This is a genomic window from Janibacter sp. A1S7, from assembly GCF_037198315.1.
Taxonomy (GTDB): Bacteria; Actinomycetota; Actinomycetes; order Actinomycetales; family Dermatophilaceae; genus Janibacter; species Janibacter alittae.
Genome location: NZ_CP144913.1, coordinates 1,286,540 through 1,309,195, shown reverse-complemented (window position 1 = coordinate 1,309,195; position 22,656 = coordinate 1,286,540). Strand labels below are relative to the sequence as shown.

At 71.5% G+C, this 22,656-nt stretch carries 20 protein-coding genes; 14 read left to right on the top strand and 6 right to left on the bottom strand.

Annotated features, from left to right (window positions below):
- Window positions 1–19 precede the first annotated feature (19 nt).
- The 3 genes from V1351_RS06275 to V1351_RS06265 are packed head-to-tail and all read left to right on the top strand — an operon-like array spanning window position 20 to window position 2,990.
- A complete protein-coding gene (locus V1351_RS06275; RefSeq protein WP_338751788.1) occupies window positions 20–1,726 on the top strand; it encodes a carbon starvation CstA family protein in 1,707 nt (568 codons plus the stop codon).
- Complete coding sequence (locus V1351_RS06270; protein ID WP_338751786.1) at window positions 1,723–1,980, top strand: cory-CC-star protein; 258 nt, start codon at window positions 1,723–1,725, stop codon at window positions 1,978–1,980. The genes V1351_RS06275 and V1351_RS06270 overlap by 4 nt, the downstream gene beginning before the upstream one ends.
- Window positions 1,971–2,990, top strand: coding sequence for an ArsA family ATPase (locus V1351_RS06265; protein ID WP_338752473.1), 1,020 nt, complete (start codon window positions 1,971–1,973; stop codon window positions 2,988–2,990). The genes V1351_RS06270 and V1351_RS06265 overlap by 10 nt, the downstream gene beginning before the upstream one ends.
- A gap of 33 nt (window positions 2,991–3,023) precedes the next feature.
- On the opposite strand, the gene V1351_RS06260 is transcribed toward V1351_RS06265, so the two are convergent.
- Window positions 3,024–4,208, bottom strand: coding sequence for a thiolase family protein (locus tag V1351_RS06260; RefSeq protein WP_338751784.1), 1,185 nt, complete (start codon window positions 4,206–4,208; stop codon window positions 3,024–3,026).
- Window positions 4,205–6,019, bottom strand: a complete 1,815-nt coding sequence (locus tag V1351_RS06255; protein ID WP_338751782.1) for a feruloyl-CoA synthase — start codon at window positions 6,017–6,019, stop codon at window positions 4,205–4,207. Before V1351_RS06255 ends, V1351_RS06260 begins: the two co-directional genes overlap by 4 nt.
- A 219-nt stretch (window positions 6,020–6,238) precedes the next feature.
- On the opposite strand from V1351_RS06255, the gene V1351_RS06250 reads away from it, so the two are divergent.
- Genes V1351_RS06250 through V1351_RS06225 form a run of 6 tightly spaced genes read left to right on the top strand, consistent with a single transcriptional unit; the run spans window position 6,239 to window position 12,864 of the window.
- A complete protein-coding gene (locus tag V1351_RS06250; protein WP_338751780.1) occupies window positions 6,239–7,747 on the top strand; it encodes a GntP family permease in 1,509 nt (502 codons plus the stop codon).
- Between the two features lie 4 nt (window positions 7,748–7,751).
- The gene (locus tag V1351_RS06245) at window positions 7,752–9,113 is read left to right on the top strand and encodes a four-carbon acid sugar kinase family protein (protein WP_338751779.1); all 1,362 of its coding nucleotides are present in this window, start codon (window positions 7,752–7,754) and stop codon (window positions 9,111–9,113) included.
- 11 nt (window positions 9,114–9,124) lie between these two features.
- Complete coding sequence (gene pdxA / locus V1351_RS06240; protein WP_338751778.1) at window positions 9,125–10,171, top strand: 4-hydroxythreonine-4-phosphate dehydrogenase PdxA; 1,047 nt, start codon at window positions 9,125–9,127, stop codon at window positions 10,169–10,171.
- A gap of 29 nt (window positions 10,172–10,200) precedes the next feature.
- Window positions 10,201–10,998, top strand: a complete 798-nt coding sequence (locus V1351_RS06235; protein WP_338751776.1) for a DeoR/GlpR family DNA-binding transcription regulator — start codon at window positions 10,201–10,203, stop codon at window positions 10,996–10,998.
- A complete protein-coding gene (locus tag V1351_RS06230; RefSeq protein ID WP_338751774.1) occupies window positions 10,998–12,068 on the top strand; it encodes a glycerate kinase in 1,071 nt (356 codons plus the stop codon). Before V1351_RS06235 ends, V1351_RS06230 begins: the two co-directional genes overlap by 1 nt.
- A gap of 58 nt (window positions 12,069–12,126) precedes the next feature.
- Entirely contained in the window at window positions 12,127–12,864 is a 738-nt protein-coding gene (locus tag V1351_RS06225) for a dienelactone hydrolase family protein (RefSeq protein ID WP_338751772.1), read from the top strand.
- 266 nt (window positions 12,865–13,130) lie between these two features.
- On the opposite strand, the gene V1351_RS06220 is transcribed toward V1351_RS06225, so the two are convergent.
- On the bottom strand, window positions 13,131–14,420 hold the full coding sequence (locus V1351_RS06220) for an HNH endonuclease signature motif containing protein (RefSeq protein ID WP_338751770.1): 1,290 nt from the start codon (window positions 14,418–14,420) through the stop codon (window positions 13,131–13,133).
- Between the two features lie 63 nt (window positions 14,421–14,483).
- Window positions 14,484–16,040, bottom strand: coding sequence for an MFS transporter (locus tag V1351_RS06215; RefSeq protein WP_338751768.1), 1,557 nt, complete (start codon window positions 16,038–16,040; stop codon window positions 14,484–14,486).
- 121 nt (window positions 16,041–16,161) lie between these two features.
- Here V1351_RS06215 and V1351_RS06210 point away from each other — a divergent pair, with 121 nt between their 5' ends.
- Entirely contained in the window at window positions 16,162–16,743 is a 582-nt protein-coding gene (locus tag V1351_RS06210) for a TetR/AcrR family transcriptional regulator (protein WP_338751766.1), read from the top strand.
- A gap of 70 nt (window positions 16,744–16,813) precedes the next feature.
- Here V1351_RS06210 and V1351_RS06205 read toward each other — a convergent pair whose 3' ends face one another.
- Window positions 16,814–17,320, bottom strand: coding sequence for a hypothetical protein (locus V1351_RS06205; protein ID WP_338751765.1), 507 nt, complete (start codon window positions 17,318–17,320; stop codon window positions 16,814–16,816).
- Window positions 17,321–17,533: 213 nt separating this feature from the next.
- On the opposite strand from V1351_RS06205, the gene V1351_RS06200 reads away from it, so the two are divergent.
- Window positions 17,534–18,298, top strand: a complete 765-nt coding sequence (locus V1351_RS06200) for an alpha/beta fold hydrolase (RefSeq protein ID WP_338751763.1) — start codon at window positions 17,534–17,536, stop codon at window positions 18,296–18,298.
- Between the two features lie 24 nt (window positions 18,299–18,322).
- Here the strand turns inward: V1351_RS06200 and V1351_RS06195 are convergent, their stop codons facing one another.
- Window positions 18,323–19,450: an alanine racemase gene (locus tag V1351_RS06195; protein WP_338751761.1), complete on the bottom strand. Its 1,128-nt coding sequence runs from the start codon at window positions 19,448–19,450 to the stop codon at window positions 18,323–18,325.
- A 49-nt stretch (window positions 19,451–19,499) separates the two neighbouring features.
- Here V1351_RS06195 and V1351_RS06190 point away from each other — a divergent pair, with 49 nt between their 5' ends.
- The 3 genes from V1351_RS06190 (at window position 19,500) to V1351_RS06180 (ending at window position 22,641) form a co-directional block, all read left to right on the top strand.
- Window positions 19,500–20,501 carry an asparaginase gene (locus V1351_RS06190; protein WP_338751759.1) on the top strand — a complete coding sequence of 334 codons (1,002 nt, stop codon included), beginning with the start codon at window positions 19,500–19,502 and terminating at the stop codon, window positions 20,499–20,501.
- A gap of 110 nt (window positions 20,502–20,611) precedes the next feature.
- Entirely contained in the window at window positions 20,612–21,868 is a 1,257-nt protein-coding gene (locus V1351_RS06185; RefSeq protein WP_338751757.1) for a cyclopropane-fatty-acyl-phospholipid synthase family protein, read from the top strand.
- Window positions 21,865–22,641, top strand: coding sequence for a DUF1295 domain-containing protein (locus V1351_RS06180; RefSeq protein ID WP_338751755.1), 777 nt, complete (start codon window positions 21,865–21,867; stop codon window positions 22,639–22,641). Before V1351_RS06185 ends, V1351_RS06180 begins: the two co-directional genes overlap by 4 nt.
- Window positions 22,642–22,656 lie beyond the last annotated feature (15 nt).

Here is a 22,656-nt window from a genome sequence, read left to right as displayed (position 1 = left end):
CGCTGGAATGGAGTCAACGATGAATTCGGTCCTGCTCGCAGTCATCGGCGTGGCGATGATCCTCGCCGGCTACGTCCTCTACTCGAAGTACCTGGCCAACCGCATCTACCGGTTGGAGCCGAACTTCACGACTCCCTCGCACGAGCTGACCGACGGTGTCGACTACGTCCCGACGAACAAGTACGTGTTGTGGGGCCACCACTTCACCTCCGTCGCCGGTGCCGCACCGATCGTCGGTCCCGCGGTCGCCGTGATCTGGGGCTGGCTGCCGGCCTTCCTCTGGGTCACGCTCGGCACGATCTTCATGGCCGGCATGCACGACATGGGTGCGCTGTGGGCCTCCGTGCGCAACAAGGGCAAGTCGATCGGCGCACTGTCCGAGCGCTACATCGGCGCGCGCGGGGCCAACCTCTTCCTCGTGGTCATCTTCCTGCTGCTGCTGATGGTCAACGCCGCCTTCGCGGTGGTCATCGCCAACCTGCTGATCAGCACCCCGACCGCCGTCATCCCCACCTGGGGGGCGATCGTCGTCGCGCTGCTCATCGGCCAGGCCATTTACCGCTTCACGTGGAACCTCGCGGCCGTGTCCGTCATCGGTGTCGTCGCCCTCTACACGCTGATCCTCATCGGCAACCAGTTCCCCATCTCCTTGCCCGAGACGGTCATGGGCATGCCCGACAACGCGGTGTGGATCATCATCCTATTCGTCTACGCGGGCATCGCCTCGATCCTGCCGGTGTGGCTGCTGCTCCAGCCTCGTGACTACATCAACGGGCTGCAGCTCTTCATCGGACTCGGCCTGCTCTACGGCTCGGTGCTCCTGGCGGGCCGCGACATGGTCGCCCCGGCCTTCAACAGCAACGTCCCGGAGGGCACGCCGAGCCTGATCCCCCTGCTCTTCGTGACGATCGCCTGCGGCGCCATCTCCGGCTTCCACGGCATGGTCGCCTCCGGCACCAGCTCCAAGCAGCTGGACAAGGAGACCGACGCCCGCTTCGTCGGCTACTTCGGGGCCGTCGGCGAGGGGCTGCTGGCGCTCGGTGCGATCATCGCCACCACGGCCGGCTTCCGCACCCTGGCCGACTGGGAGTCCGTCTACTCGGCCTTCAACGAGGGCGGCGTGACCGCCTTCGTCGACGGTGGCGGCTCGATCATGAACGCCGGCCTCGGCCTGCCGACCTCCCTGAGCGCGACCGTGCTGGCCACGATGGCGGTGCTCTTCGCCGCGACCACCATGGACACGGGGGTGCGGCTGCAGCGCTTCGTCGTCCAGGAGGCCGGGGACGCGATGCGTATGACGGTCGGCAAGGGCACTGCGACGATCATCGCCGTCGCGGTCGCGCTGGGCCTGACCTTCGGCGCCGGACTGGACGGCTCGGGTGGTCTGCTCATCTGGCCGCTCTTCGGCACGACCAACCAGTTGATGGCCGGCCTGACGCTGGGCATCATCGCCGTGATGCTGCTGCGCCGGAAGCGGACGATCGTGCCCGTCGTGCTGCCGATGGTCTTCCTGCTGGCCATGACGGTCTACGCGCTCTTCGTCCAGCTGGGCACCTTCTACCGCGACAGCAACTGGCTGCTGCTGGTCCTCGACCTGATCATCCTCGTCGCCGCCGTGTGGGTGATCGTCGAGTCGGTCGGTGCGATGAACCGGGCTCGTCAGGGTGAGGGCGCCGACGACGAGGAGGTCGAGCGGGCCTCCATCTCGCGGGACGGGTCGTCATGACCTGGTTCGCGCGCTTCTCCGCGGGGCTGAAGGAGTTCTACTACGGGCCCTACCGGCAGGCCTTCGCCCGAGCGAAGCAGGAGGAGGACGACCTGTTCATGATGCTCGTGCTGTCCGAGGCCCTCGGGGTGCCCAACCCGGCGAGCTACTACACCGCGGAGCTGCTGCCGGTGATGTACGACCGGGTGCACGAGTGGCACACCCGCATGGGTCTGGACCGCTCGCCGCTGGACCAGTTCTCGTGCTGCTGCTAGACCTCGTCGCGCAGCGACAGGTCCTCTTCGTCGGGGGCAAGGGCGGGGTCGGCAAGACGAGCGTGGCCTCGGCCCTGGCCCTGGCGGCAGCGCGAAGGGGGCGACGCACCCTCGTCGTCTCCACCGACCCGGCGCACAACCTCGGGCACCTGTGGGACCGAGCGGTCGGGGACGAGATCGTCAGCCTCACCGAGGATCTGGACGGGGTCGAGATCGACCCGGCCCGCACCACGGACGAGCACCTCGCGGCCGTCGGGGCGACGATGCGCCGATTGATGCCCGAGCACCTGCACGGCGAGGTCACCAAGCACCTCGCCCTGGCGCGCGACGCCCCGGGCACCCACGAGGCAGCCGTCCTCGAGCGCGTCGCCGAGACCGTCGAAGAGGCCGAAGGAAGGTACGACCTCGTCGTCTTCGACACCGCGCCCTCCGGGCACACGAGCCGCCTGATGTCCCTCCCGGAGACGATGTCCGCTTGGACCGAGGGGCTGCTGCGGCGGCAGGACCGCTCGGAGAAGTTCGGGGCGGCACTGCGTGGCCTCGGCGGTGACGACCCCGACGACCCGGGCGTCACCCTGCTGGGCGATCGGGAAGGACGCACCGCGACGCGGGACCGTCGCGGACGACGTGACCAGGAGATCCGCCGCATCCTCGTGCGCCGGCAGACGCGCTTCGCCCGGCTGCGTGAGGTTCTGCAGGACGCTCAGCGCACCGCCTTCCTCATCGTGCTCACCGCCGAGCGGTTGCCCGTGCTGGAAACCATCGAGTTGCACGCGCAGCTGGAACGCACCGGCGTCGACGTCGCCGGGCTCGTGGTCAACAAGCGCTCCCCCGGAGACCGCGGGGACTTCCTCGGTGCCCGACGTGCCCAGGAGGAGGCGCACCTGACGGCGCTGCGCGAGGGGCTTCCCGACGTGCCGGTGGTTCAGCTGCCCCTGCTGGACGCCGACATCGTCGGTGCGGAGGCTGTGGCGCGCTTCGCCGACGTGCTCGGCGCACCGGCGCACTGACGGGACACCACGAACGGCGGCGACTCGGGCTCGTCAGTCCTCCACCCGCACCACCAGTGCCATCCCGGTGTCCCCGGCCGCACACCCGGTGAAGAGCCCCACGCCGCCGCCGCGGGCACGCAGCTCCTCGACGAGCTCGGCGATGGAGCGCAGCCCGGTCGGCCCCTGCGGGTGGCCGAAGACGAGGCTGGACCCACGGACGTTCATCCGCTCCAGCGGGAACCCGGTCTCGCGGGCGAAGTAGAGGTCGTTGACCGCGAACGGGTTGTGCGTCGTCACGAGGTCCACGTCGTCGATCCCCAGACCTGCGTCCGCGAGTGCGGCCGAGGCAGCGGGAACGGGCGCCTGGGGCATCTGGGACTTCCCCACCCGCGAGGTGCCGGTGGCCAGGAGGGTGACCACCCCTTCGCCTCCGGAGAGCTCGCGTGCCGTCCCGGGAGTGGTGACGACTGCGCCGGCGCAGCCGTCGGCCGGGTGTGTCTGGGTCGCGAAGGTGTGGATCCCCTCGGGATCGACGGTCTTCAGGCCGGCCATCGCCTCGCGATCGGCCGGGCGGATCCCCTCGTCCGCCTCCAGGCTGACTGCGCGCCGGCCGCTGCCGACCTCGATCGGCACCATGTACCGCTTCTGGAAGGCGCGGTCGTCGGCGAGCGAGGAGGCGTACTGCTGGTAGCGCAGCGCCTTCAGCTCGTCCGCCTGCTCACGGGTGAAGCCCCCGTCGCGACCCACGCGGTCGCCCGCGGCGATCATGCTCCGACCCGCCCACGGGTCCCGCGCGAAGCTGTCCAGCACCCAGTGGGTGGTCTGCGGCGCCCCACCCTGACCGGTCGGGTTCGGGTAGACCAGTATCGGGCCGTTGCTGGTGCGGTCCGTGGCGACGACGAGGTGCACGTCCCCGTCGGTGACGGTGGTGGCCGCGGCCTGCAGCGCGGCGACGGACGTCGCGCACGCCTGGCTGACCATCGGGCCGGTCAGGCCCTCGGCACCGATCCGGGCGGCCAGGAGCGGCCCGCCGTAGAAGATGTCCGGCTGCGGCACCGACCAGCCGAGGGTCAGTGCCGTCAGGCGGTCGACCTCGACGCTGCGCTCCCTTAGGGCGCGGGTCGTGACGGCCGCGGCCACGTCGAGGCTCGAGAGCCCGGACAGGCTTCCCTGCCACTTGGCGAAGGGGGAACTCCACACCATCCCGGCGGGGATGGCGACATCGGTGAGCTTCATGGGCGGTCTCCTGACGTGATGACGGCGGCGTCGCCGTCGGTGGGGGCGTAGAGGCGGTCGACGAGGTGGGCACGTACCTCGCGGACCTTGCGTTGGTTGACGTATCCCTTGTCGGTGATCTCCCCCGAGTCGAGATCCGCCGGCCGTGCCATCAGCAGGAGTCGCCGGATCTGCCCCGCGGTACCGGCGCGACCGTTGTGGTCTGCCAGCGCCTTGGCGATGTGCCCGCTCAGGTCGGGGTCGACGACGACCTCGTCCTCGACCGTGGCCTCGCGGCCCAGGAGCCCACTGATCTCGGCGGCGTTGGTCCAGGCCAGCGCACACACCTCGGAGGCGCTCTCGCCCGTGATGACGGCGTCCGCCAGCAGGGGGCACGACGACAACAAGGCGGTGCGCACGGCCCCGACCCGCACGAAGGTGCCGGTGTCGAGCTTGAAGTCCTCGGCCAGGCGGCCGCGGAACAGCAGACCTCGGTTCGGGTCGTCCGGATCGGCCGGGACCACGGCATCGCCGGTCTTGTAGTACCCCTCCTCGTCGAAGGCCTCCTTCGTCAGGTCCGGTCGTGCGAAGTAGCCGGGAGTGACCATCGGGCCGCGGGCGCGGATCTCGTAGGCGTCCCCGGCCGGGGCGAGCTTGACCTCGGCGCCGGGGATCGGGACGCCGATGTTGCCCGACTCGTCGAAGTCGTAGTGGGCGTTGGTCACGGCGGGCGCCGTCTCGGTCAGACCCCATGACCCGGTGATGGCGACCGGATGGCCGGTCGTCGTCTCCGCCACCGCACGCATCCGCTGACGCAGAGCGGGCGGGAGCGCGGCAGCCGCGTTGAAGACCAGGCGGAGTCGGGAGAAGAAGGTCGCCGCGAACTCGGCGTCGTTCTCCAGCGTGGGGATGAGCTGGGCGAATCCGGCCGGGACGTTGAAGTAGATGGTCGGCGGGTGCTCGGCGACGTTGCGCAGGGTCGTGTCGAAGAGGCCGGGCGCCGGGCGGCCCCCGTCGATGTACAACGTGCCCCCGTTGACCAGCACCATCCCGACGTTGTGGTTGCCCCCGAAGGTGTGGCTCCACGGCAGCCAGTCGACGATGACCGGCCGCTCCTGCGACAGGAAGGGCCACACCTCGCGCATCATCTGCTGGTTCGCCGACCACATCCCGTGGGTGACCTGGACGCCCTTCGGTGAACCGGTCGATCCGGAGGTGAACTGGATCTTGGCCAGGGAGTCGTGCGTCAGGGCAGCGAAGGCGGCGTCCACCGCCTCGGTCGGCTCGATCGCGCGCAGCTCGTCGAGGGTGCGGTCCCCCTCGCCGGCGGCAACGATCCTCGGCATGTCCCCGAGCGCACCGATCGCCTTCGAGAAGGCGGAGCCGTCGTCGGCGAAGACCGCCCCCGGGGTGATCAGCTCAGCGATCTGCTTGATCCGGGCGTGGTCCTGCGACTGCAGGGAGTAGGCGACGCTCGTCGGTGCGATCGGAATGCCCACCCCGAGCGCACCCATCGCGGTGAGCATGTGCGCCACACCGTTGCCGGACAGCATGAGCAGCGGCCGGTGCGGACCGAGCCCCATATCCAGCAGCGCCTGACCGATCGACCGGGTCGCGGCGAGTGCCTCCCCGTAGGTGACCTCCCGCCAGCCCCCCTCGCCGTCGCGCTCGGCCACGAGCACGTGGTCGGGGTCCGTGGTCGCCCACTGCGCGAAGGTGTGCATGACCGTGGGCGGGTACCCGGACAGAGGCTCGGTCGACCGCAGGAGGATCGACCCGTCGGGGCGGTCCTCACGGACGATGCTCGGCTGGGAAAAGAGCGGGTTGGCCATCGCAAACTTCTACATCGATTATGAGTCACCGTCAATAGTTTGTAGTACGTCCTCCTGTCGGACCCCCACTCCGCGCAGCCCGTCCTGCGTCCACGAACCGGCCACACATGGTGCTGGATTGCGTAATTCATGCAGATACTGCTTGTTTTGCGCAATACTGCGTGCCATAATCGCTCATGTCGGGCAGTGCCGCCCGCCCCCGCTTTGAGGAGAGTCATCGTGGACATCCAACTGCTGCTGGCCCTGGTGCTGGGCATCGCAGTCATCATCGTGCTGGTCCTGCGCACCCGGCTCGACGCCTTCGTCGCCCTGCTGATCGCCTGTCTCGTCACCGGTGTCGTGTCCGGCCAGCAGCTGACCGGCATCGTCGACTCGATCACGACCGGCTTCGGCAACACCCTCGGAAGCATCGGCATCGTCATCGGGCTCGGGGTCGCCATCGGCAAGATCCTCGAGGTCTCCGGAGCGGCGGACTCCCTGGCCCGGGCGTTCCTGCGGGCCTTCGGCAAGGGCCGTGAGGAGTGGGCCATGGGCTCCGTCGGCTCGTTGGTCTCGATCCCCGTCTTCTGCGACTCCGGCTACGTGATCATGAACCCGCTGGCTCGCTCGATCGCCCGAGTCAAGCGCGGTGGCTACGTCGCGCTCGCGCTCGCGCTCGGCTGCGGCATGACGCTGACCCACCACCTCGTCCCCCCGACTCCCGGTCCGCTCGCCGCCACCGGCATCCTCGGAGCCGACCTGGGCCTGGTCATCGTCACCGGCCTGGTCTTCACGATCATCCTGCTCCCGGTCGTCATCGCCTACGCGCGCTGGGTCGGCCCCACCTTGGAGGACCGCGTCATCCCCGAGGTGCGCGAAGCCGTCTACGGCACGCTCGCGACGGTGGGCGTGGGCTCCACCGGCGGCGGTAGCGGTTCCGGCGGCGGCGGTCCGACGGATGCCCCGGCATCCACCGACGGCGACGAGATGAGCGACGTCGCCACCTACAACCCGTCCGACTACCTCGGCGAGCCTCCCGCAGGCCAGAGTCACCGCCACGTCGGCGCCTTCGTGGGGTCCCTCCCCCTGGCCATCCCGCTCGTGCTCATCGTGCTCAACACCGTCACCGCCGCGATCGACCGTGACCAGCAGGGCGCACTGTCCGGCGACTACGACCCGAGCAGCTGGACGGTCCCCTTCGCCTTCCTCGGCAACCCGGTCGTCGCGCTCGTGATCGGCGCCATCCTAGCCGTCTACGTCCTGCTGCCCCGCTGGACCCCGCGCAACAAGGTCCAGGGATGGTTCGCCGACGCCGCAGCCTCGGCCGGACTGATCCTGCTGATCACCGGCGCCGGTGGTGCCTTCGGACAGGTCCTGCGCGACTCGGGTGTCGGGGACGCCCTCGCCGAGGCCATCGCCGCAACGGCCCTGCCCGTCTTCCTCGTCCCCTTCGCCATCGCGACGGTCGTGCGGATCGCGCAGGGCTCGGGCACCGTCGCCATGATCACCGCGGCGTCGGTCACCGCTCCGCTCGTGACCAACCTCGGCATCGACCCGGTCGTCGCCGTCCTGGCCTGCACCTCGGGCTCGATGGTCTTCAGCTACTTCAACGACTCCTACTTCTGGGTGGTCACCCGGTTCACCGGGCTCGAGGGCACAGCAGCCCTGAAGGGCTGGTCGGGCATCACCACGGCCGTCTGGGCCGGCTCGATCCCACTGCTCTTCGTCCTCAACCTGGTGATGGGCTGACGAGATGGCCAAAGTTCTCGTGGTCGCCGACGACCTCACCGGCGCCAACGCCAGTGCGGCGGGCTTCGCGAGGGCCGGCATGCGGGCCGTGACCCTGGGCCGGGCCGACGAGTGGAGCGCGATCACCCGGTTCCACCCGCAGTTCGACACGATCGTCGTGACGACCGACTCCCGGCACGCCGACGTGCAGGACGTGTCCGGCCCCATCGACGATGCCGTGCGGGCCGGCTGGCCCGTCGAGCTGCTCAGCACCCGGGTCGACACGACGCTGCGGGGCAACATCGGCGTCGCCACCGAGGCGATGCTCACCGCCGTCCGGGCACTGTCCGACCGTCGGGTGACGGCCCTGTGCATGACTGCCCACCCCGACGCCGGTCGGGTCACCGTCGACGGCCACCAGCTCCTGCGCGGCAGTCGCCTCGAGCACACCGAGCTCGCCCGGGACCCACGTACCCCGGTCGACACCTCGGACGTCGGCGAGCTGCTGACCCGCTCCACCGACCTGCGCGTCGGCTACCTGCGCCTGCGAGCGGTCACCAGCCAGCACGAGGAACTCGTGGAGACCATCCGCGCCCTGTTGGGCGAGGACATCGACGTCATCGTCGCCGACGCCCTCACCACCGAGCACCTGGACCACGTGGCCGCTGCGGCGGTCGCCGCGGGCGAAGGCGTCCAGTGGGTGACCGTCGACCCCGGGCCCGGCGCGCTCGCCATGGCGACGGCGCTCGGGCTCCCCGACCAGTCCGGCTCAGGCCCTCTCCTGGCCGTCTCGGGGTCGGCCACCGAGCTGACCCGGGCGCAGTTGCAACGCCTGATCAGCGAGCGCGACTGTCACGTCGTGCGTCCCACGACGCTCCCCGACTCGGTCGTGCCCGACGTCGACGCCACCGTCCCCGACGTGGTGCGGACGCTCGAGCAGGCCGGCCCCGGCGAGATCGTCCTCGTGGCCACGGTCATCGACAACAGTGACCTGCGCCGGCTCTCCCCCGAGGAGGGCGACGAGCTTCCGGTGGCCCTCGGCGAGATCACCCGACGGACGCTCGCGCAGTCCGCGGTGGACGGCCTCTTCACCACCGGTGGTGACATCACCGCGGCGGTCCTGCACCACCTCGACGGTCAGGGACTCGAGGTCGAGGACGAGGTCGTCCCCCTCGCCGTGGCGGGCGGGATCGTCTCCGGCCCGCACTCGGGCCTGCCCATGGTCACCAAGGGTGGCCTGGTCGGCGACACCGAGACCACGGTCCTGTGTCTGGACCGCCTCTGCGAGATGGTCCACGCCAGACGAAGGGCGGTCCGCGCCGCACCCTCCCTGACCACCCAGTCGCACACTCCCCCCATCCACGACAACGGCCCGTCCGGGCCGTGAAGGAGACCAGCATGACTTCCGCGCCCGTCCTCGCCCTCACCCTCGGCGACCCCGTCGGCATCGGCCCCGAGATCACCGCCCAGACCCTGGCCGAGTTCGCCGGCGACCCCGGCCACCACGGCATCGCCGTCGGCGACCGCATCGCCCTCGAGAAGGCAGTCGAGGTCCTCGGCCTCGACGTCGAGGTCCGCTCGGTCGAGGGGTGGGACACTCCCCCCGCCGGCGAGGGCGTCATCGACGTCTTCGACATCGGTGTCCTCGGCGACACGATGCTCGAGTGGGGCACCGTCGACGGCACGGCCGGGCGGGCTGCCATCGTGGCCATCGAGGTGGCTGCCAAGGCCGCGATGGACCAGCAGGTCGCCGGCACCGTCACCGGCCCGATCAACAAGGAGGCCATCTGGGCCGCCGGCAGTGAGCACCTGGGCCACACCGAGATGCTCGGTGAGCTGACCGGCGTGACCAAGCAGGACACGATGTTCGTCGTGCGCAACGACGCCCACGGCGGCCACCACCTGCGCATCTTCTTCGCCACGCGGCACACCTCCCTGCGCAAGGCGCTCGACGCGATCACCGTCGAGACCCAGATCGACTCGATCGAGCGCGCGCACCGGGCGCTGCAGATCTACGGCGTGGACACCCCGCGCCTGGCCACCGCCGCGATCAACCCGCACGGCGGGGAGAACGGCGCCTTCGGTGACGAGGAGATCGAGATCCTGCGTCCCGCGGTCGCCGCCGTCAACGAGAGGGGTCTGGACATCGCCGGTCCGATCCCGGCGGACTCGGTCTTCCACCACGGCCTCATCGGGCGCTACGACGGGGTGCTCTCGCAGTATCACGACCAGGGTCACATCGCGGCGAAGACCTACGACTTCGACGGCACGATCTCGGTGACCGTGGGACTGCCCATCCTGCGCACCTCCGTCGACCACGGCACCGCCTTCGACATCGCCGGCAGCGGCAGGGCCGACCACGGCACCATGCGCTCGGCCTACCTCGCCGCGGTCGACTACGCTCCCTTCGTCGATGGCATCCGGGAGGAGTACCTGCCGAGGTGACCGGCCACCCACGACAGTCAGGCAGCCAGATGAACGAGCACCGGGTCGGGATGCACCGGGGGCGTGGCCAGCGGTTGAGCGAGATCATCCGGCTGCTGCACTCCGGGATCACCCGCGTGGAGGACCTCGCGGTGGCGGTGGAGGTCTCCGAGTCGACGGTGCGCCGCGACCTCGCCTCCCTGGAGGCCGAGGGCGCGATCGCCCGGACCTACGGCGGGGCCCAGCCCTTCGCTCCCTTCCGCGAGACGCTGCTGCAGGAGCGGATGTCCCTGGAGGTGGCGGCCAAGGCACGCATCGGGGCAGCCGCTGCCGAGCTCGTCGAGGACGGGGCGACCATCTTCGTCGACGCCGGGTCCACGACCTCGCACCTCGTCGAGAACCTGCGCGGCCGGGAGGGCCTGACCGTCCTCACCCGTGGGATCGAGATCGCCCTGACCCTCGCGGACAGCCGGATCGAGGTGATCGTCGTCGGCGGGGCGGTCTCGCCGTCGAGCCACGGGCTGACGGGCTCGGTCACCCAGCTGGTCCTCGAGCGGTTCGCGGTGGACATCGCCTTCCTCGGCTGCGACGCCGTCCACCCCGACCGGGGGGTCGGCGAGCCGACGATCGAGGAGGCCGCGACAAAGGAGGTGGCGGCGCGCAACGCCCGCCGCACGGTGGTCCTCGCCCACGCCGCCAAGCTGACCCCCGGGTCGGTGCCGGCCTGGGCCCCCCTGCCCCCGGGATGGACCCTCGTCACGGATGAGTCGATCCGGTCCCGTCTGGAGCCCTTCCGCGAGGCCGGGGTCGACGTGGTCCCGGTCGCCACGGGTGACCGGGAGGACTGATGGCCGCCACGGACGAAGGGGGCCGCTCCCGGCGGCGCACGCTGCTCGCCGCCCCGGACAAGTTCCGGGGGTCGCTCACCGCGCCCGAGGTGGTGGCTGCTGTCACCGCGGCCGCCGGGCCACTGGGGTGGGACGTCGTGGCGCGCCCCCTGGCCGATGGCGGCGAGGGCATGCTCGACGCCTTCGGCGGGCCCAACCGCACGAGCACCGTCACCGGGCCGCACGGTCGACCGGTGGAGGCACAGTGGCGCCACGCGGACGGTGTCGCCGTCATCGAGAGCGCGCGCGCCTCGGGGCTGGACCTGGCCGGTGGCGGCTCGGTCAACGACCCGATGGCGGCCACCAGTCGCGGGACCGGTGAGCTCATCGCCGATGCCGTCCTGGACGGGGCGCAGCGCGTCATCGTCGGCCTGGGCGGCTCGGCCATGACCGATGGCGGCATGGCTGCGGTCGAGGCGGTCGTCGATCGTCTGGCCGGGCAGCGGCCGATCGACCGCGGGGTCGAGCTGCTCGTCGCCTGCGACGTCGCGACGGTCTTCACCGACGCGGCCGCGGTCTTCGGACCGCAGAAGGGCGCCGATCCCGACCAGGTCGTCGAGCTGACCGACCGGTTGCGCCGGGTCCGGAGCCATTACGACGACCGGTACGGTGCCTGGCTGACCGACCACGGCGTCGATCTCGCCACTGCGCCGGGGGGCGGCGCCGCGGGCGGGTTGGGCGGCGGTCTGCTCGTGCTCGGCGGCGAGCTCGTCCCGGGGCTGCGACTCGTGGCCGAGCAGGTCGGCCTGGACGAGGCGCTCGAGGACGTCGACGTGGTCGTCACCGGCGAGGGCGCCCTGGACGCAGAGTCCTTCAACGGCAAGGTCGTCGGCGGCGTCGTCGAGGCCGCGCTGCACCACGACCTCCCGGTGCTCGTCCTCGCCGGCACCATCCGGGAGGACGTACCCGATCTGCCCGCTCGGGTGACGACCGTCGACCTCAGCGCGCGCTTCGGCGAGGACGCGTCGTGGGGCCAGACGGCGCAGTGCACCCGACGTGCCGTCGAGCAGGAGCTCGAGCACCTGCTCTGACCAGCGTCCGACGGCGACCTCCTCGACGGAGCGGAGAGGTCGTGCGAGGGTGACGTCCATGACCACGACCACTCCCGACACGCAGTCCACCGTCCCGGTCGAGGGTGGCGACCTACCCGTCCAGGTCTTCCTTCCTGCTGCCGAGGGCGGCCCGGGGGTCGTGCTCTTCCAAGAGATCTTCGGCGTCACCGGATACATCCGCTCACGGGCCCGCGACCTCGCGGACCTGGGCTATGTCGTCCTCGTCCCGGAGTCCTACTGGCGCCTGGGCAGCCCGGTGATCAGCGAGGGGATGGACGGTCTCGAGGAGGCCATGGCCACCTCCGGCCGGCTCGACTGGGACCGGACCGTCGCCGACGCCGTGGCGGCGACCCGGTACCTGGGACGACGCCCGGAGGTGTCCGGACCCACCGGGCTGGTGGGCTTCTGCTTCGGGGGTGGCCTCGCGTGGGCGACGGCCGCGCACCTGGCCGATGAGGGCGAGGCGCCTGCCGCGTTGGTCGCCTACTACGGATCGCAGATCCCGACCCTGCTGGATCTGGCCGGCCGGATCCGCTCGCCCCAGCTGCACCACTGGGGCAATGCGGATCAGTTCATCCCGCCCGAGGGCGTCGACGCCGTCGAGGAAGCAGTCACGGCCGGTCGGAACGCCACGTTCTGCCGCTACGACGGCGCCGGGCACGCCTTCGACAACCCGTCCCCGGCCTTCCACCACGCGCAGGCCTCGGCGCGCGCATGGCCGGTCACGACCGACTGGCTCGCCACCCACCTGGCCGGGAGGGCCGGCACGAGCTGAGGGCCTCAGCGGCTGCCGCCGCATGCGAGCACGCGGCCGCGCCTGCCGGTGCCCACGTGCCCGCACTCACCAGCCCGCACGCACCTCCCCGCGCCCACGTGCCCGCACTCACCTGCCCGCACGCACCTCCCCGCGCCCACGTGCCCGCACTCACCTGCCCATGGCCCCCACGTGCCCTCATGTGCCCCGTAATCCGTGCCCACATCCTGGGTGCTCGAGGCATGCCTCGGGGCCCTTCCCCGGGGAAGGGCTGCGGGGCGTGGTCGCTACAGGTGCCAGGTCACCCCGGTGGCCGTGACGGTGGCCACCAGGTCTCGGGTGTGGACCTTCGTGTGGTGCCGTTGGCACAGCAGGGCTGCGTTGTCCATGTCCGTATCTCCCCCGCGGGACCACCAGTCCACGTGGTGGGCGTCGCACCACTGCGGAGGCATCGTGCACCCCGGGTAGGTACAGCCTCCGTCGCGCAGCCACACCGCGCGTCTCTGCCCGGGGGTGAAGAGCCGCACCGAGCGCCCCATGTCCAGGATCTCGCCGTCGCCACCCAGGACAACCGGGATGATGCCCGCATCGCAGGCCATCCGTCGGACCACGGATGGTGCCAGGACCTGACCGGTCATGGTCACGCCCGCACCGTGCGCGCCCTGCCCCAGCAGGTCACCGAGCGGGATCGTCACGTGCACCTGCGCCTTGTCGCTCCTGGGTACGTCGCCCGGAGCGGACACTCCGCGCCGGACCACCTCGAGCAGGGCATCCGCCCGACGTCGAGCCGGTGGCCGGTCGTCGCGCTCACCCTCCGGGCCGGTCACCGGCTCGGACAGCGCAGCCAGTGCACCGTCGACCACCGCTGCTCCCTCGGCATCCAGGACGACCCGGTAGGTCGTCAGCCCGGCCGGCCCCTCCTGGCGCCACAGCGCCCGACCCGCCTTCGCCTTCGTGTCCTCCCGCTCCAGGTCCGTATCCGGTCGGAGCAGCCGCCCCGTGCGAGTCAGCGCGGTCGACACCTCCCTCTCGGTCAGACCCCGGACCCGCTGGTGCGGACCACGACCGTCGGGCCCGGTCGGGACGACCGTGTCGCGGGTCCCCTCCAGCACCACCGCGACCGCCTCAGCCACCTCGTCCGGGTCGGCGACCCGGGAGACGTGATCCTCGAAGCGGACCAGCTGGTCCGCCTTGCCCAAGGGAAGGTCACCCACGGCGAAAGCCTGCGTCACCTGGGCGACCCGGGACTCCCCCTTCGCCACCCGCAGCACCTGCGCGACGTGCCGGCCCTCCGGCGTCGGCGCCCGCTGCGCCTCGGCACGGCAGACCCAGTCCTGAGCCGACCACGACTCCTGCGCTGGCAACCCGCGCTCCAGGCCCTCGCGGACCAGGGCGACCTCGGCGACGTCAAGCAGCTGCCGCAACGCGCCGACCGTGGCCAGCCCATCGGCGACCTCCGCCTCCCCGAGCTGCCAGATCGAACCGGCCGCATCACCTGCGCCGACCAGTGACCGCGCGGCATCACGGAGGTGGGAGAGAACTCCCAACTCGCTGCCGAACGTCACCGTCGCCGTCATGGGGAAAGCCTGGCAGCGACCACCGACAACGCTCCGCGTTGGATGCCGGACCCGGGGGTCACCTCACCGGTGCGCCTGCGCGACGGACTGCACATCGGGCTGTTGACGCAGTGTCAGCCCCGCGATCACCGCTGCCGTGAGCATGAGGATCGCGGCGATCGACGAGGTCACGACGACACCGGAGTCGAAGGCGCTGCGGGCGGACTCGAGCAGCTGCGCCGCCAGGGGCGAGGGCAGCCCGCCGGCCACCTCGACCGCACCACCGAGCGTCTCGCGCGCGGCAGCCGCGGCCGCCGGCGGCACCTCTGCGGGGACGTCCACCCGGGACCGGTAGGCCGCGGTGAGCACACTGCCGAGCACGGCGGTGCCCAGCACCGCACCGCCTTCGTACGCGGTCTCCGAGACGGCGGAGGCCGCCCCCGCCTTGTGCGCCGGCACCGCGGACAGGATCACGTCGTTCGAGATCGTCTCGGCCATGCCGACGCCCGCACCGAGGATCGCAAAGGCGATCAGGAGCCCCAGGTCGGAGCCCGCCCAACCGCTCACGAGGACCACGCCGTACCCGATCGCGTTCAGCAGCAGACCACCGGCGACGACGGTCGCCGGCGTGAGGAGCCGGACCAGCCACACGGCGGCCAGACCCGCGATGATCGTGACCACGAGACCCGGCAGCAGGAAGAGTCCCGACTCGAGGGGGCCGCGTCCGCTGACCAGCTGCAGGTGCTGGGAGATGAAGAACAGGAACCCGACCAGTGAGAACACGCTGAGCAGATTCGCCGCCAGCGCCCCGCTGAAGGCCGGGACGGAGAACAGGCGCACGTCGAGCATGGGCCGCGGGCGTTGCAGCTGCCGGTGGACGAAGAGGGCCCCGCTCATCACTCCCACGAGTCCCGCCACCGCCGGGGCCCCGGTCGGACCGGAGTGGGAGACCTCCTTGACGGCCCACACGATCGGGGTCATCGTCGCCATCACCAGCACGATGCTCGCGGGGTCGACCGGGCTTGGGTCGGGGTCCCTGGACTCGGGGACGAGCCAGGGCCCGAGGACCAGGAGCGGCACCAGCACCGGCACCGCGAGCAACAGCACCGACCCCCACCAGAAGTGCTCGAGCAGGAAGCCACCCACGATGGGGCCCAGTGCCGCGCCCCCGGCGAAGCCGGCCGCCCAGACCGCGATGGCGGTGCGCCGCTCCGTGGGGTCGGTGAAGACGTTGCGGATGATCGACAGGGTCGCGGGCATGAGCATCGCCCCGAATAATCCCAGCGCCGCGCGAGAGGCGATGAGCACCTCCGCCGTCGGCGCGAACGCGGCGAACGCGGAGACGGCGGCGAAACCGAGGCCGCCGATCATCAGGAGCCGACGCCGACCGATCGCATCGCCCAGACTCCCCATCGGGACCAGCAGACCGGCGAGCACCAGCGGATAGGCGTCGACGATCCACAGCAGCTGCGTCCCGGAAGGAGACAGTGCGGTCGAGATCCCCGGCAGTGCGAACGCCAGCACGGTGTTGTCCACGGCGATGAGGAGCACCGGCAGCATCAGGACGCCCAGTGCCGCCCAGCGTCGGCGCACGCCGAGCAGGGGTTCGTGGCGGGTCGTCGTCAGGGCGGGGGCGGGCATCGTGCTCCGAGGTGGGTGTGGACAGGCGGGTGGTGAGTCACCATCCACCTTACCGTCCAGCCGGTACAGTGGCGACCCGATCCCGGTCGCCCGCGCTCGTCCGGCCGATAGGGTCACGCTCATGCCGACTGCACGCGAAGGACTGCTCGATGCCCTCGAGGAGCTGCTCATCGAGGAGGGCGAGCGCGCCGCGACCCTGGACGCGGTGGCCACCCGCGCGCGCGTGTCCAAGGGCGGCTTGCTCTACCACTTCGCGTCGAAGGCTGCGCTCATCGACGGGCTCGTCGCGCGCATGCAGGACCGCGCCGAGCAGGACGCCGCGGCGATGCGGGATTCGCCGGACGGCCCGGCCGCCTACTACGTGCGCACCTCCGCGCAGGTGGGCTCCGCCTTCGACCAGACCCTGCTCGCCGCCTTCCGCCTGGCCCCCGGGTCCGAGTCCCGGGTGACGGATGCGATCCAGGGAATCCGCGTGCGCTGGCTGGAGCTGATCACGGAGGAGGTCGGCGACCGCGACCTCGCGCTGGCGATCCTGCTGATGGGTGACGGGCTCTACTACAGCGCCTCGCTGGCCCTGGACTCCCTCGGCGGCCAAGACTCCCCGACCCAGGAGGCTGCACCGGTGGCGGCTCCGGACCTGTCGGACATCGACTCGCTGCTGCGGGTGGTCTCCCGCATGCGCGGTGTGTCCGGCGGGGACTGAGCCGCGCCTCCGGCCGCGGCAGGCGCCCCAGCAGGCGCGCCGGCGCCCACCCCCTTCGCCGTGGCCCGGCTCAGCCCGAACTCTGCCCGACCTCGGCGATCTGCCACGGCTCGTCGTCGCCGTCACGCACGAGGAGGTACTCCTGCGATGACTCCTCGCCCTCGACGAGACCACCGCCGGACCGGGTGACGCGGAACTGCGCCGGGACCGTGACGGCCTGCTGCCACTGCGCACCCGCCGACTCCGTCGGACTCGCCACCTGCCGGAGCTCCCCCAGGGTGACGTCGGTGACCCCGGGATCGCTGTCGGTCAGGACGTCACGCCACGTGGGAACCAGCTCGTCGTCGAGGACGATGTCACGCATCGTGCCCCGGTCGCGGACCTGCATGGCCTGCAGATAGGTGGCCACCACCCTCTCCGGCGAGGAGTCTGCGCTCGGGGACTGCACGTCGGCTTCGGGACGGACCATCGCGTAGACGATCGCGGCCAGGACCATGGCGACGAGGACGACGACGACAGCAATCCACGTGCCGAGGTGTCGCGCCCTCCTCGAGGAGGGCGGGTAGGGGTCATCCACGCGCCCATCGTCTCAGTCGCGCACGCGGGCGCCCCGGGGGCGCGCCGGGTGGACCGGTACGCAGGGTGCGGGAGGGGTGTCCGCGGCAGGTTCGGGCACGACCGTCGGTGCCTCGGGCACCGGGTGCCGGCGACGGCACCCCGAGACTGCGACTGCGTAGACTCCGACTCCTCGACACGCGGGCACTGCCCGACGGATGAAAGGCGACGATCAATGACGATCAACCACACGCTGGTGGGCACCGGCCCGACCAAGGTCATCACCGTGCACGGATGGTTCGGGGGTGCGGACGGCTGGGGGCTGCTCCCCGATCTCGTCGACACCGAGGCCTGCACGTTCGCCTTCTTCGACCTGCGTGGGTACGGCTCGCGCGCGGACGTCTCGAGCGACTTCACCCTGGACGAGGTCGCCGACGACGTGTTCGCGCTGGCCGACGAGCTCGGCTGGCAGCGGTTCGCCCTGGTCGGGCACTCGATGGGCGGGGCCATGGGGTTGCGCGCCCTCTGCCGAGCCCCGGAGCGGATCACGGCGGTCGTGGGCGTCAGCCCCGTCCCCGCATCCGGGGTCCCGCTCGATGCCGACTCGCAGGCCCTCTTCGACGGTGCCGCGCAGGACAACGCGAACCGCCACGCGATCATCGACTTCACCACCGGCAACCGCCAGCCGAAGAGCTGGATCGACGGGATGGTCGCCTACTCGGCGCAGCACTCGCGGCCCGAGGCGGTGGCCGGTTACCTCAGGTCGTGGACCGGCGCGGACTTCGTCGCCGACCTGCCGGCGGCCACCGTGCCGGTGCACGCAGTCGTCGGTGAGCACGACCCGGCCCTCGGCGAGGAGACGATGCGCGCGACCTGGCTGGAGCAGCTGTCCGGTTGCGAGCTGACCGTCATCCCCAACGCCGGTCACTACGCGATGTTCGAGACACCGGTGTCGCTGATCGCCGCGATCGAGACCACGCTGGCCACGGCAAGGGCCTGACCCGGGCCAGCGCGCCCACCGCCGTCACCAGCCGTGTGCACGCTCCCAGCGCTCGGTGACCGGCTCCCCCTCGCCGAGCATGACCTCGTAGTGGTCGTGCTGGGCGGCGGTGGCGCAGGCGTGGATCGGCAGGATGCGCACCCGGGTGCCGACCGCGAGGTCCGGCAGCCCACGCCCGGCTCCCGGCCGGACGGCCAGCACCCCGTGCTCCTGGCTCGCCCCGACCATCACCAGGTCCTCGATGACCACCCCCTCGTCCGTGGTCACGATCCCGAGGTGCTGGTCGACGGGCTGGACCGAGGTACCCCGGTCGCTGGAGGTGGCCGTCCAGCCCGCATCGGTGAGCAGGGACTCATCGGGTCCGCGTCCGATGACGGTCGCGGCGACCGACAGCGCGATGTCCTCGACTGTGCACACGCCGATGCCGGCCATCACGAGGTCGAAGAAGACGTAGTTGCCCGCCCGCACCTCCGTGACCCCGCTCAGGTCGGTCGCCGCGTGGGCGGTGGGGGTGGAGCCGACGCTGACCACGGGCGCGGGGTGCCCCCCGTCGCGCAACCGGGTCGCGGCGTCGACGATCGCCCGGCGCTCCCCCTCAGCGGCGGCCCGCAGGGCCTCCGGCGTGTAGGCGAAGTAGGACTCCCCCGCGTGCGTCATCACCCCCCGCACCTCCACCCCACCCTCGGCGAGGACACCGGCGATCTCGAGCAGCTGCGGGTCGTCGGCGCGCACCCCGCCGCGGTGCCCGTCGCTGTCGATCTCGATGAGCGCCGGCAGGGGCACGTCGTGCTCGGTGGCGAAGGCGACCACCGCTTCCGCCTGGGTCACGGTGTCGAGCAGGATCGTCAGGTCCACGCCTCGCTGGCGCAGCCGCGCGACCCGGTCGAGCTTGCCGGGCGCGATGCCCACCGCGTAGAGGATGTCGGTGTAGCCCGCACCGGCGAAGAACTCCGCCTCCGCCAGCGTGGAGACGGTGATCGGGCCGGTGCCACCGCCGAAGGCCATGCTCGTCGGCTCGAGTGCCTTGGTGGTCTTCACGTGCGGCCGCAGCGCCACACCGAGCCCGCCCAGGTGGTCACGCAGACGCGCGACGTTGCGTTCGACCTTGGCGCGGTCGACGAGGGCGAAGGGGGTCTCGGCAGAAGTCGTCATGTGGGCATGATGGTGCAGGCACCGGGTACCTGACGAGAGGGGACGAGGGATGAGCGCACCGCGCATCGGCGTGGCAGCCCTGGGCGGCACGATCGCCATGACGTCGCAGACCGGACGCGAGGTGACGCCGACCCTCACCGCCGACGACCTCGTCGCGGCGGTGCCCCGGCTCGGCGAGATCGCCGAGGTCACCGCGACCACGGTGGCGACCCGGCCGAGCGCGTCGGTGACCTCGCTCGACCTGGCGACGGTGATCGAGTGGGCCGGGGCCCGGGTCGCGGCGGGCGCCCGCGGCGTCGTCGTCACGCAGGGGACGGACTCGATCGAGGAGACCGCCTACTGGCTGGACCTGCACTGGGATCACCCCGAGCCGCTGGTCGTCACCGGGGCGATGCGTCCCCCCGCCACCCCCGGGGCAGACGGCCCGGCCAACCTCCTCGCCGCGGTCCTCACGGCATCGGCGCAGGAGGCCCGCGACCGCGGCGTGCTCGTCGTGCTGAACGACACGGTCCACACCGCCGTCGAGGTGCTCAAGGCACGCAGCAGCCACCCGGACGCGTTCGTCTCCCGGCCCTTCGGGCCGCTCGGGTTCCTCGAGGAGGAGCAGCTGCACCTGCGCGCCCCCGGCCACCGGCGCCCCGCACTTCCCGTGGCGACGGAGGGCGACCCCCCGTCGGTCGCGCTGCTGGAGACCCACCTCGATGACACCGGCGACGTGCTCGACCTGGTGACGCGGGCCGGGTACGACGGTGTGGTCATCGCCGGCTTCGGCGTCGGGCACGTGCCCGAGCGCATGGTCGACGCGGTCCAGCGCGCCCTCGACGCCGGGGTGGTCGTCGTCATGGCGACCCGCGCGGGTGACGGGCCCACGCACGAGGCCAGCTACGGCTACGCCGGGTCCGAGGTCGACCTCCTCGCCCGTGGCGTGATCGCCGCCGGTTGGTTGCACCCGCGCAAGGCACGGGTGCTGCTGGCCGAGCTGCTGTGCCACGGCGCCGGCGTCGGGGAGGTCAGGGAGGAGCTCGCGAGGAGAAGCGCCGTCACCGGCTGAGGCGAGGGTCCACCTCCCCTCGCGCCTGGCGCACGGCACGTCGTTCGGCATCCGGATGTGCCGTCGGCTGCGAATTCGCCACGTAGCACCCGGCACGAGAGGATCGACGGATGGCAGAAGCATCAGGCATCGCCCACAGGCTCCAGGCCGCACTGGATCCGCTGCTGCGTGGGCCGCTGCCCGTGCCGGTGACGGCGTGGGACGGCTCGCAGGCAGGACTCCCCGACGGGCCGACGGTCCATCTGCGCCACCCCGACGCCCTTCGTCGGCTGCTGTGGTCGCCCGGTGAGCTCGGGGCGGCGCAGGCCTACGTCACCGGCGAGCTGGAGATCGACGGCGACGTCGGACACCTCCTCGACCGGGTCCGGGAGGAGTTCGCACGGCGCGGGCTGACGGGCTTCCCGACCCGCGCCGCGGTGGGTTCCCTGCCCGCTCTCGTGCGGCTGGCCAAGGACCTCGGGCTGCTCTCAACTCCCCCGCAGCCACCGGCGAGCCAGGCACGGTTGCGCGGGCGCCGGCACACGCTGCTGCGGGACCGGTCGGCGATCAGCCACCACTACGACCTGTCCAACGACTTCTACGCGCTGCTGCTCGAGGAGACGATGGCCTACTCGTGCGCGTGGTTCGGTGAGGGCGATGACCTGGATCCGCACCGTCCACTCGTGCAGGCCCAACGGGCGAAGCTGGACCTGATCTGCCAGGCGCTGCAGTTGACGCCGGGTGACACCCTCCTCGACGTCGGCTGCGGGTGGGGCTCACTCAGCCTGCACGCCGCGGAGCACTACGGCGCGCAGGTCACCGGGGTGACGATCGCCGCGGAGCAGAAGGCCTACATCGACGAGCAGGTCCGCACCCGGGGCCTCGACGACCGGGTGACCATCGAGCTGCGGGACTACCGGGAGGTCTCCGGGCAGTTCGACGCAGTCGGCTCGGTCGAGATGGGTGAGCACGTCGGGCAGGAGAACTACCCCACCTACGTCGACACGCTGCGTCGGCGGGTGCGGCCCGGAGGACACGTGCTCATCCAGCAGATGTCACGACGCGGCAAGCACCCCGGTGGTGGTCCCTTCATCGAGGCCTTCATCGCGCCGGACATGCACATGCGCCCCCTCGGCGAGACCGTCGAGTTCTTCGAGTCCGGCGGTCTGGAGGTGCGGCACGTGCGGGCGATGCGTGAGCACTACGTCTGGACGGTGGACGCGTGGCTGGCGACCTTCGAGGAGCACCTGACGGCGCTGACCGAGCTCGTCGGCGAGGAGGTCGTGCGGGTCTGGCGCCTCTACCTCGTCGGTGGGCGGCAGGCCTTCCGCGATGGCAGGATGGGCGTGGACCAGATCCTCTCCCGCCGACCCGAGGAGTCCGGATGAGTTACCTCGTCGTCGGGCTGGCGGGACTGGGCATCGTCGCCGCCGCGCTCGCGGTCACCGCGCTCGTCGCGCAGCGGCAGGGCCGCTTCGCGGTGATCGATGCGACGTGGCCGCTCCTCTTCGTCCTCATCGCCTGGGCGAGCGTGGCGGCGGGCGAAGGGAGCGGACGCTCCTGGCTGCTGGCCGTGCTCGCCACGGTGTGGGGCGGACGCCTGGCGTGGCACCTCGTCGGCCGGCTGCGCGGGGCCGGTGAGGACCCGCGCTACTCCGAGATGCTGGAGGACGTCCCGCCCGAGCGTCGCTTCGCCGTCGCGGTGCGCAAGATCTTCCTGACCCAGGGCGTGGTGGCGTGGTTCGTCGGCCTGCCGCTGATGGTGGCGGCGACGACGGATCACGACCTCGGGTTCGTCGCGGCGCTGGGGGCGCTCGTGTGGCTGGTCGGGATCCTCTTCGAAGCGATCGGCGACGCCCAGCTGAAGGCCTTCAAGGCCGACCCGGCGAACAAGGGTCGGGTCATGGACCGCGGGTTGTGGGCGTGGACACGGCACCCGAACTACTTCGGTGACGCCTGCGTGTGGTGGGGCCTGTGGCTGATCGCCGCCGGTGCCTGGCCGGGAGTGCTCACCGTGCTCTCGCCGCTGGCGATGACCTATCTGCTCGCCTTCGGGACCGGTGCCCGCCTGCTCGAGCGCTCCATGGCCCAGCGCCCCGGGTACCCGGAGTACATGGAGCGCACGTCGATGTTCTTCCCGCTGCCGCCGACACGGTCCTGAGCCACCACGGCCGAT

What these genes read in the sequence shown, in the direction of transcription:
- V1351_RS06180 (WP_338751755.1), top strand. Translation starts at nt 21,865, where the DNA reads ATGAGTTACCTCGTCGTCGGGCTGGCGGGACTGGGCATCGTCGCCGCC.
- pdxA (WP_338751778.1), top strand. Translation starts at nt 9,125, where the DNA reads ATGACTTCCGCGCCCGTCCTCGCCCTCACCCTCGGCGACCCCGTCGGC.
- V1351_RS06185 (WP_338751757.1), top strand. Translation starts at nt 20,612, where the DNA reads ATGGCAGAAGCATCAGGCATCGCCCACAGGCTCCAGGCCGCACTGGAT.
- V1351_RS06275 (WP_338751788.1), top strand. Translation starts at nt 20, where the DNA reads ATGAATTCGGTCCTGCTCGCAGTCATCGGCGTGGCGATGATCCTCGCC.
- V1351_RS06200 (WP_338751763.1), top strand. Translation starts at nt 17,534, where the DNA reads ATGACGATCAACCACACGCTGGTGGGCACCGGCCCGACCAAGGTCATC.
- V1351_RS06235 (WP_338751776.1), top strand. Translation starts at nt 10,201, where the DNA reads ATGAACGAGCACCGGGTCGGGATGCACCGGGGGCGTGGCCAGCGGTTG.
- V1351_RS06210 (WP_338751766.1), top strand. Translation starts at nt 16,162, where the DNA reads ATGCCGACTGCACGCGAAGGACTGCTCGATGCCCTCGAGGAGCTGCTC.
- V1351_RS06190 (WP_338751759.1), top strand. Translation starts at nt 19,500, where the DNA reads ATGAGCGCACCGCGCATCGGCGTGGCAGCCCTGGGCGGCACGATCGCC.
- V1351_RS06195 (WP_338751761.1), bottom strand. Translation starts at nt 19,450, where the DNA reads ATGACGACTTCTGCCGAGACCCCCTTCGCCCTCGTCGACCGCGCCAAG.
- V1351_RS06215 (WP_338751768.1), bottom strand. Translation starts at nt 16,040, where the DNA reads ATGCCCGCCCCCGCCCTGACGACGACCCGCCACGAACCCCTGCTCGGC.
- V1351_RS06270 (WP_338751786.1), top strand. Translation starts at nt 1,723, where the DNA reads ATGACCTGGTTCGCGCGCTTCTCCGCGGGGCTGAAGGAGTTCTACTAC.
- V1351_RS06255 (WP_338751782.1), bottom strand. Translation starts at nt 6,019, where the DNA reads ATGGCCAACCCGCTCTTTTCCCAGCCGAGCATCGTCCGTGAGGACCGC.
- V1351_RS06220 (WP_338751770.1), bottom strand. Translation starts at nt 14,420, where the DNA reads ATGACGGCGACGGTGACGTTCGGCAGCGAGTTGGGAGTTCTCTCCCAC.
- V1351_RS06260 (WP_338751784.1), bottom strand. Translation starts at nt 4,208, where the DNA reads ATGAAGCTCACCGATGTCGCCATCCCCGCCGGGATGGTGTGGAGTTCC.
- V1351_RS06230 (WP_338751774.1), top strand. Translation starts at nt 10,998, where the DNA reads ATGGCCGCCACGGACGAAGGGGGCCGCTCCCGGCGGCGCACGCTGCTC.
- V1351_RS06225 (WP_338751772.1), top strand. Translation starts at nt 12,127, where the DNA reads ATGACCACGACCACTCCCGACACGCAGTCCACCGTCCCGGTCGAGGGT.
- V1351_RS06245 (WP_338751779.1), top strand. Translation starts at nt 7,752, where the DNA reads ATGGCCAAAGTTCTCGTGGTCGCCGACGACCTCACCGGCGCCAACGCC.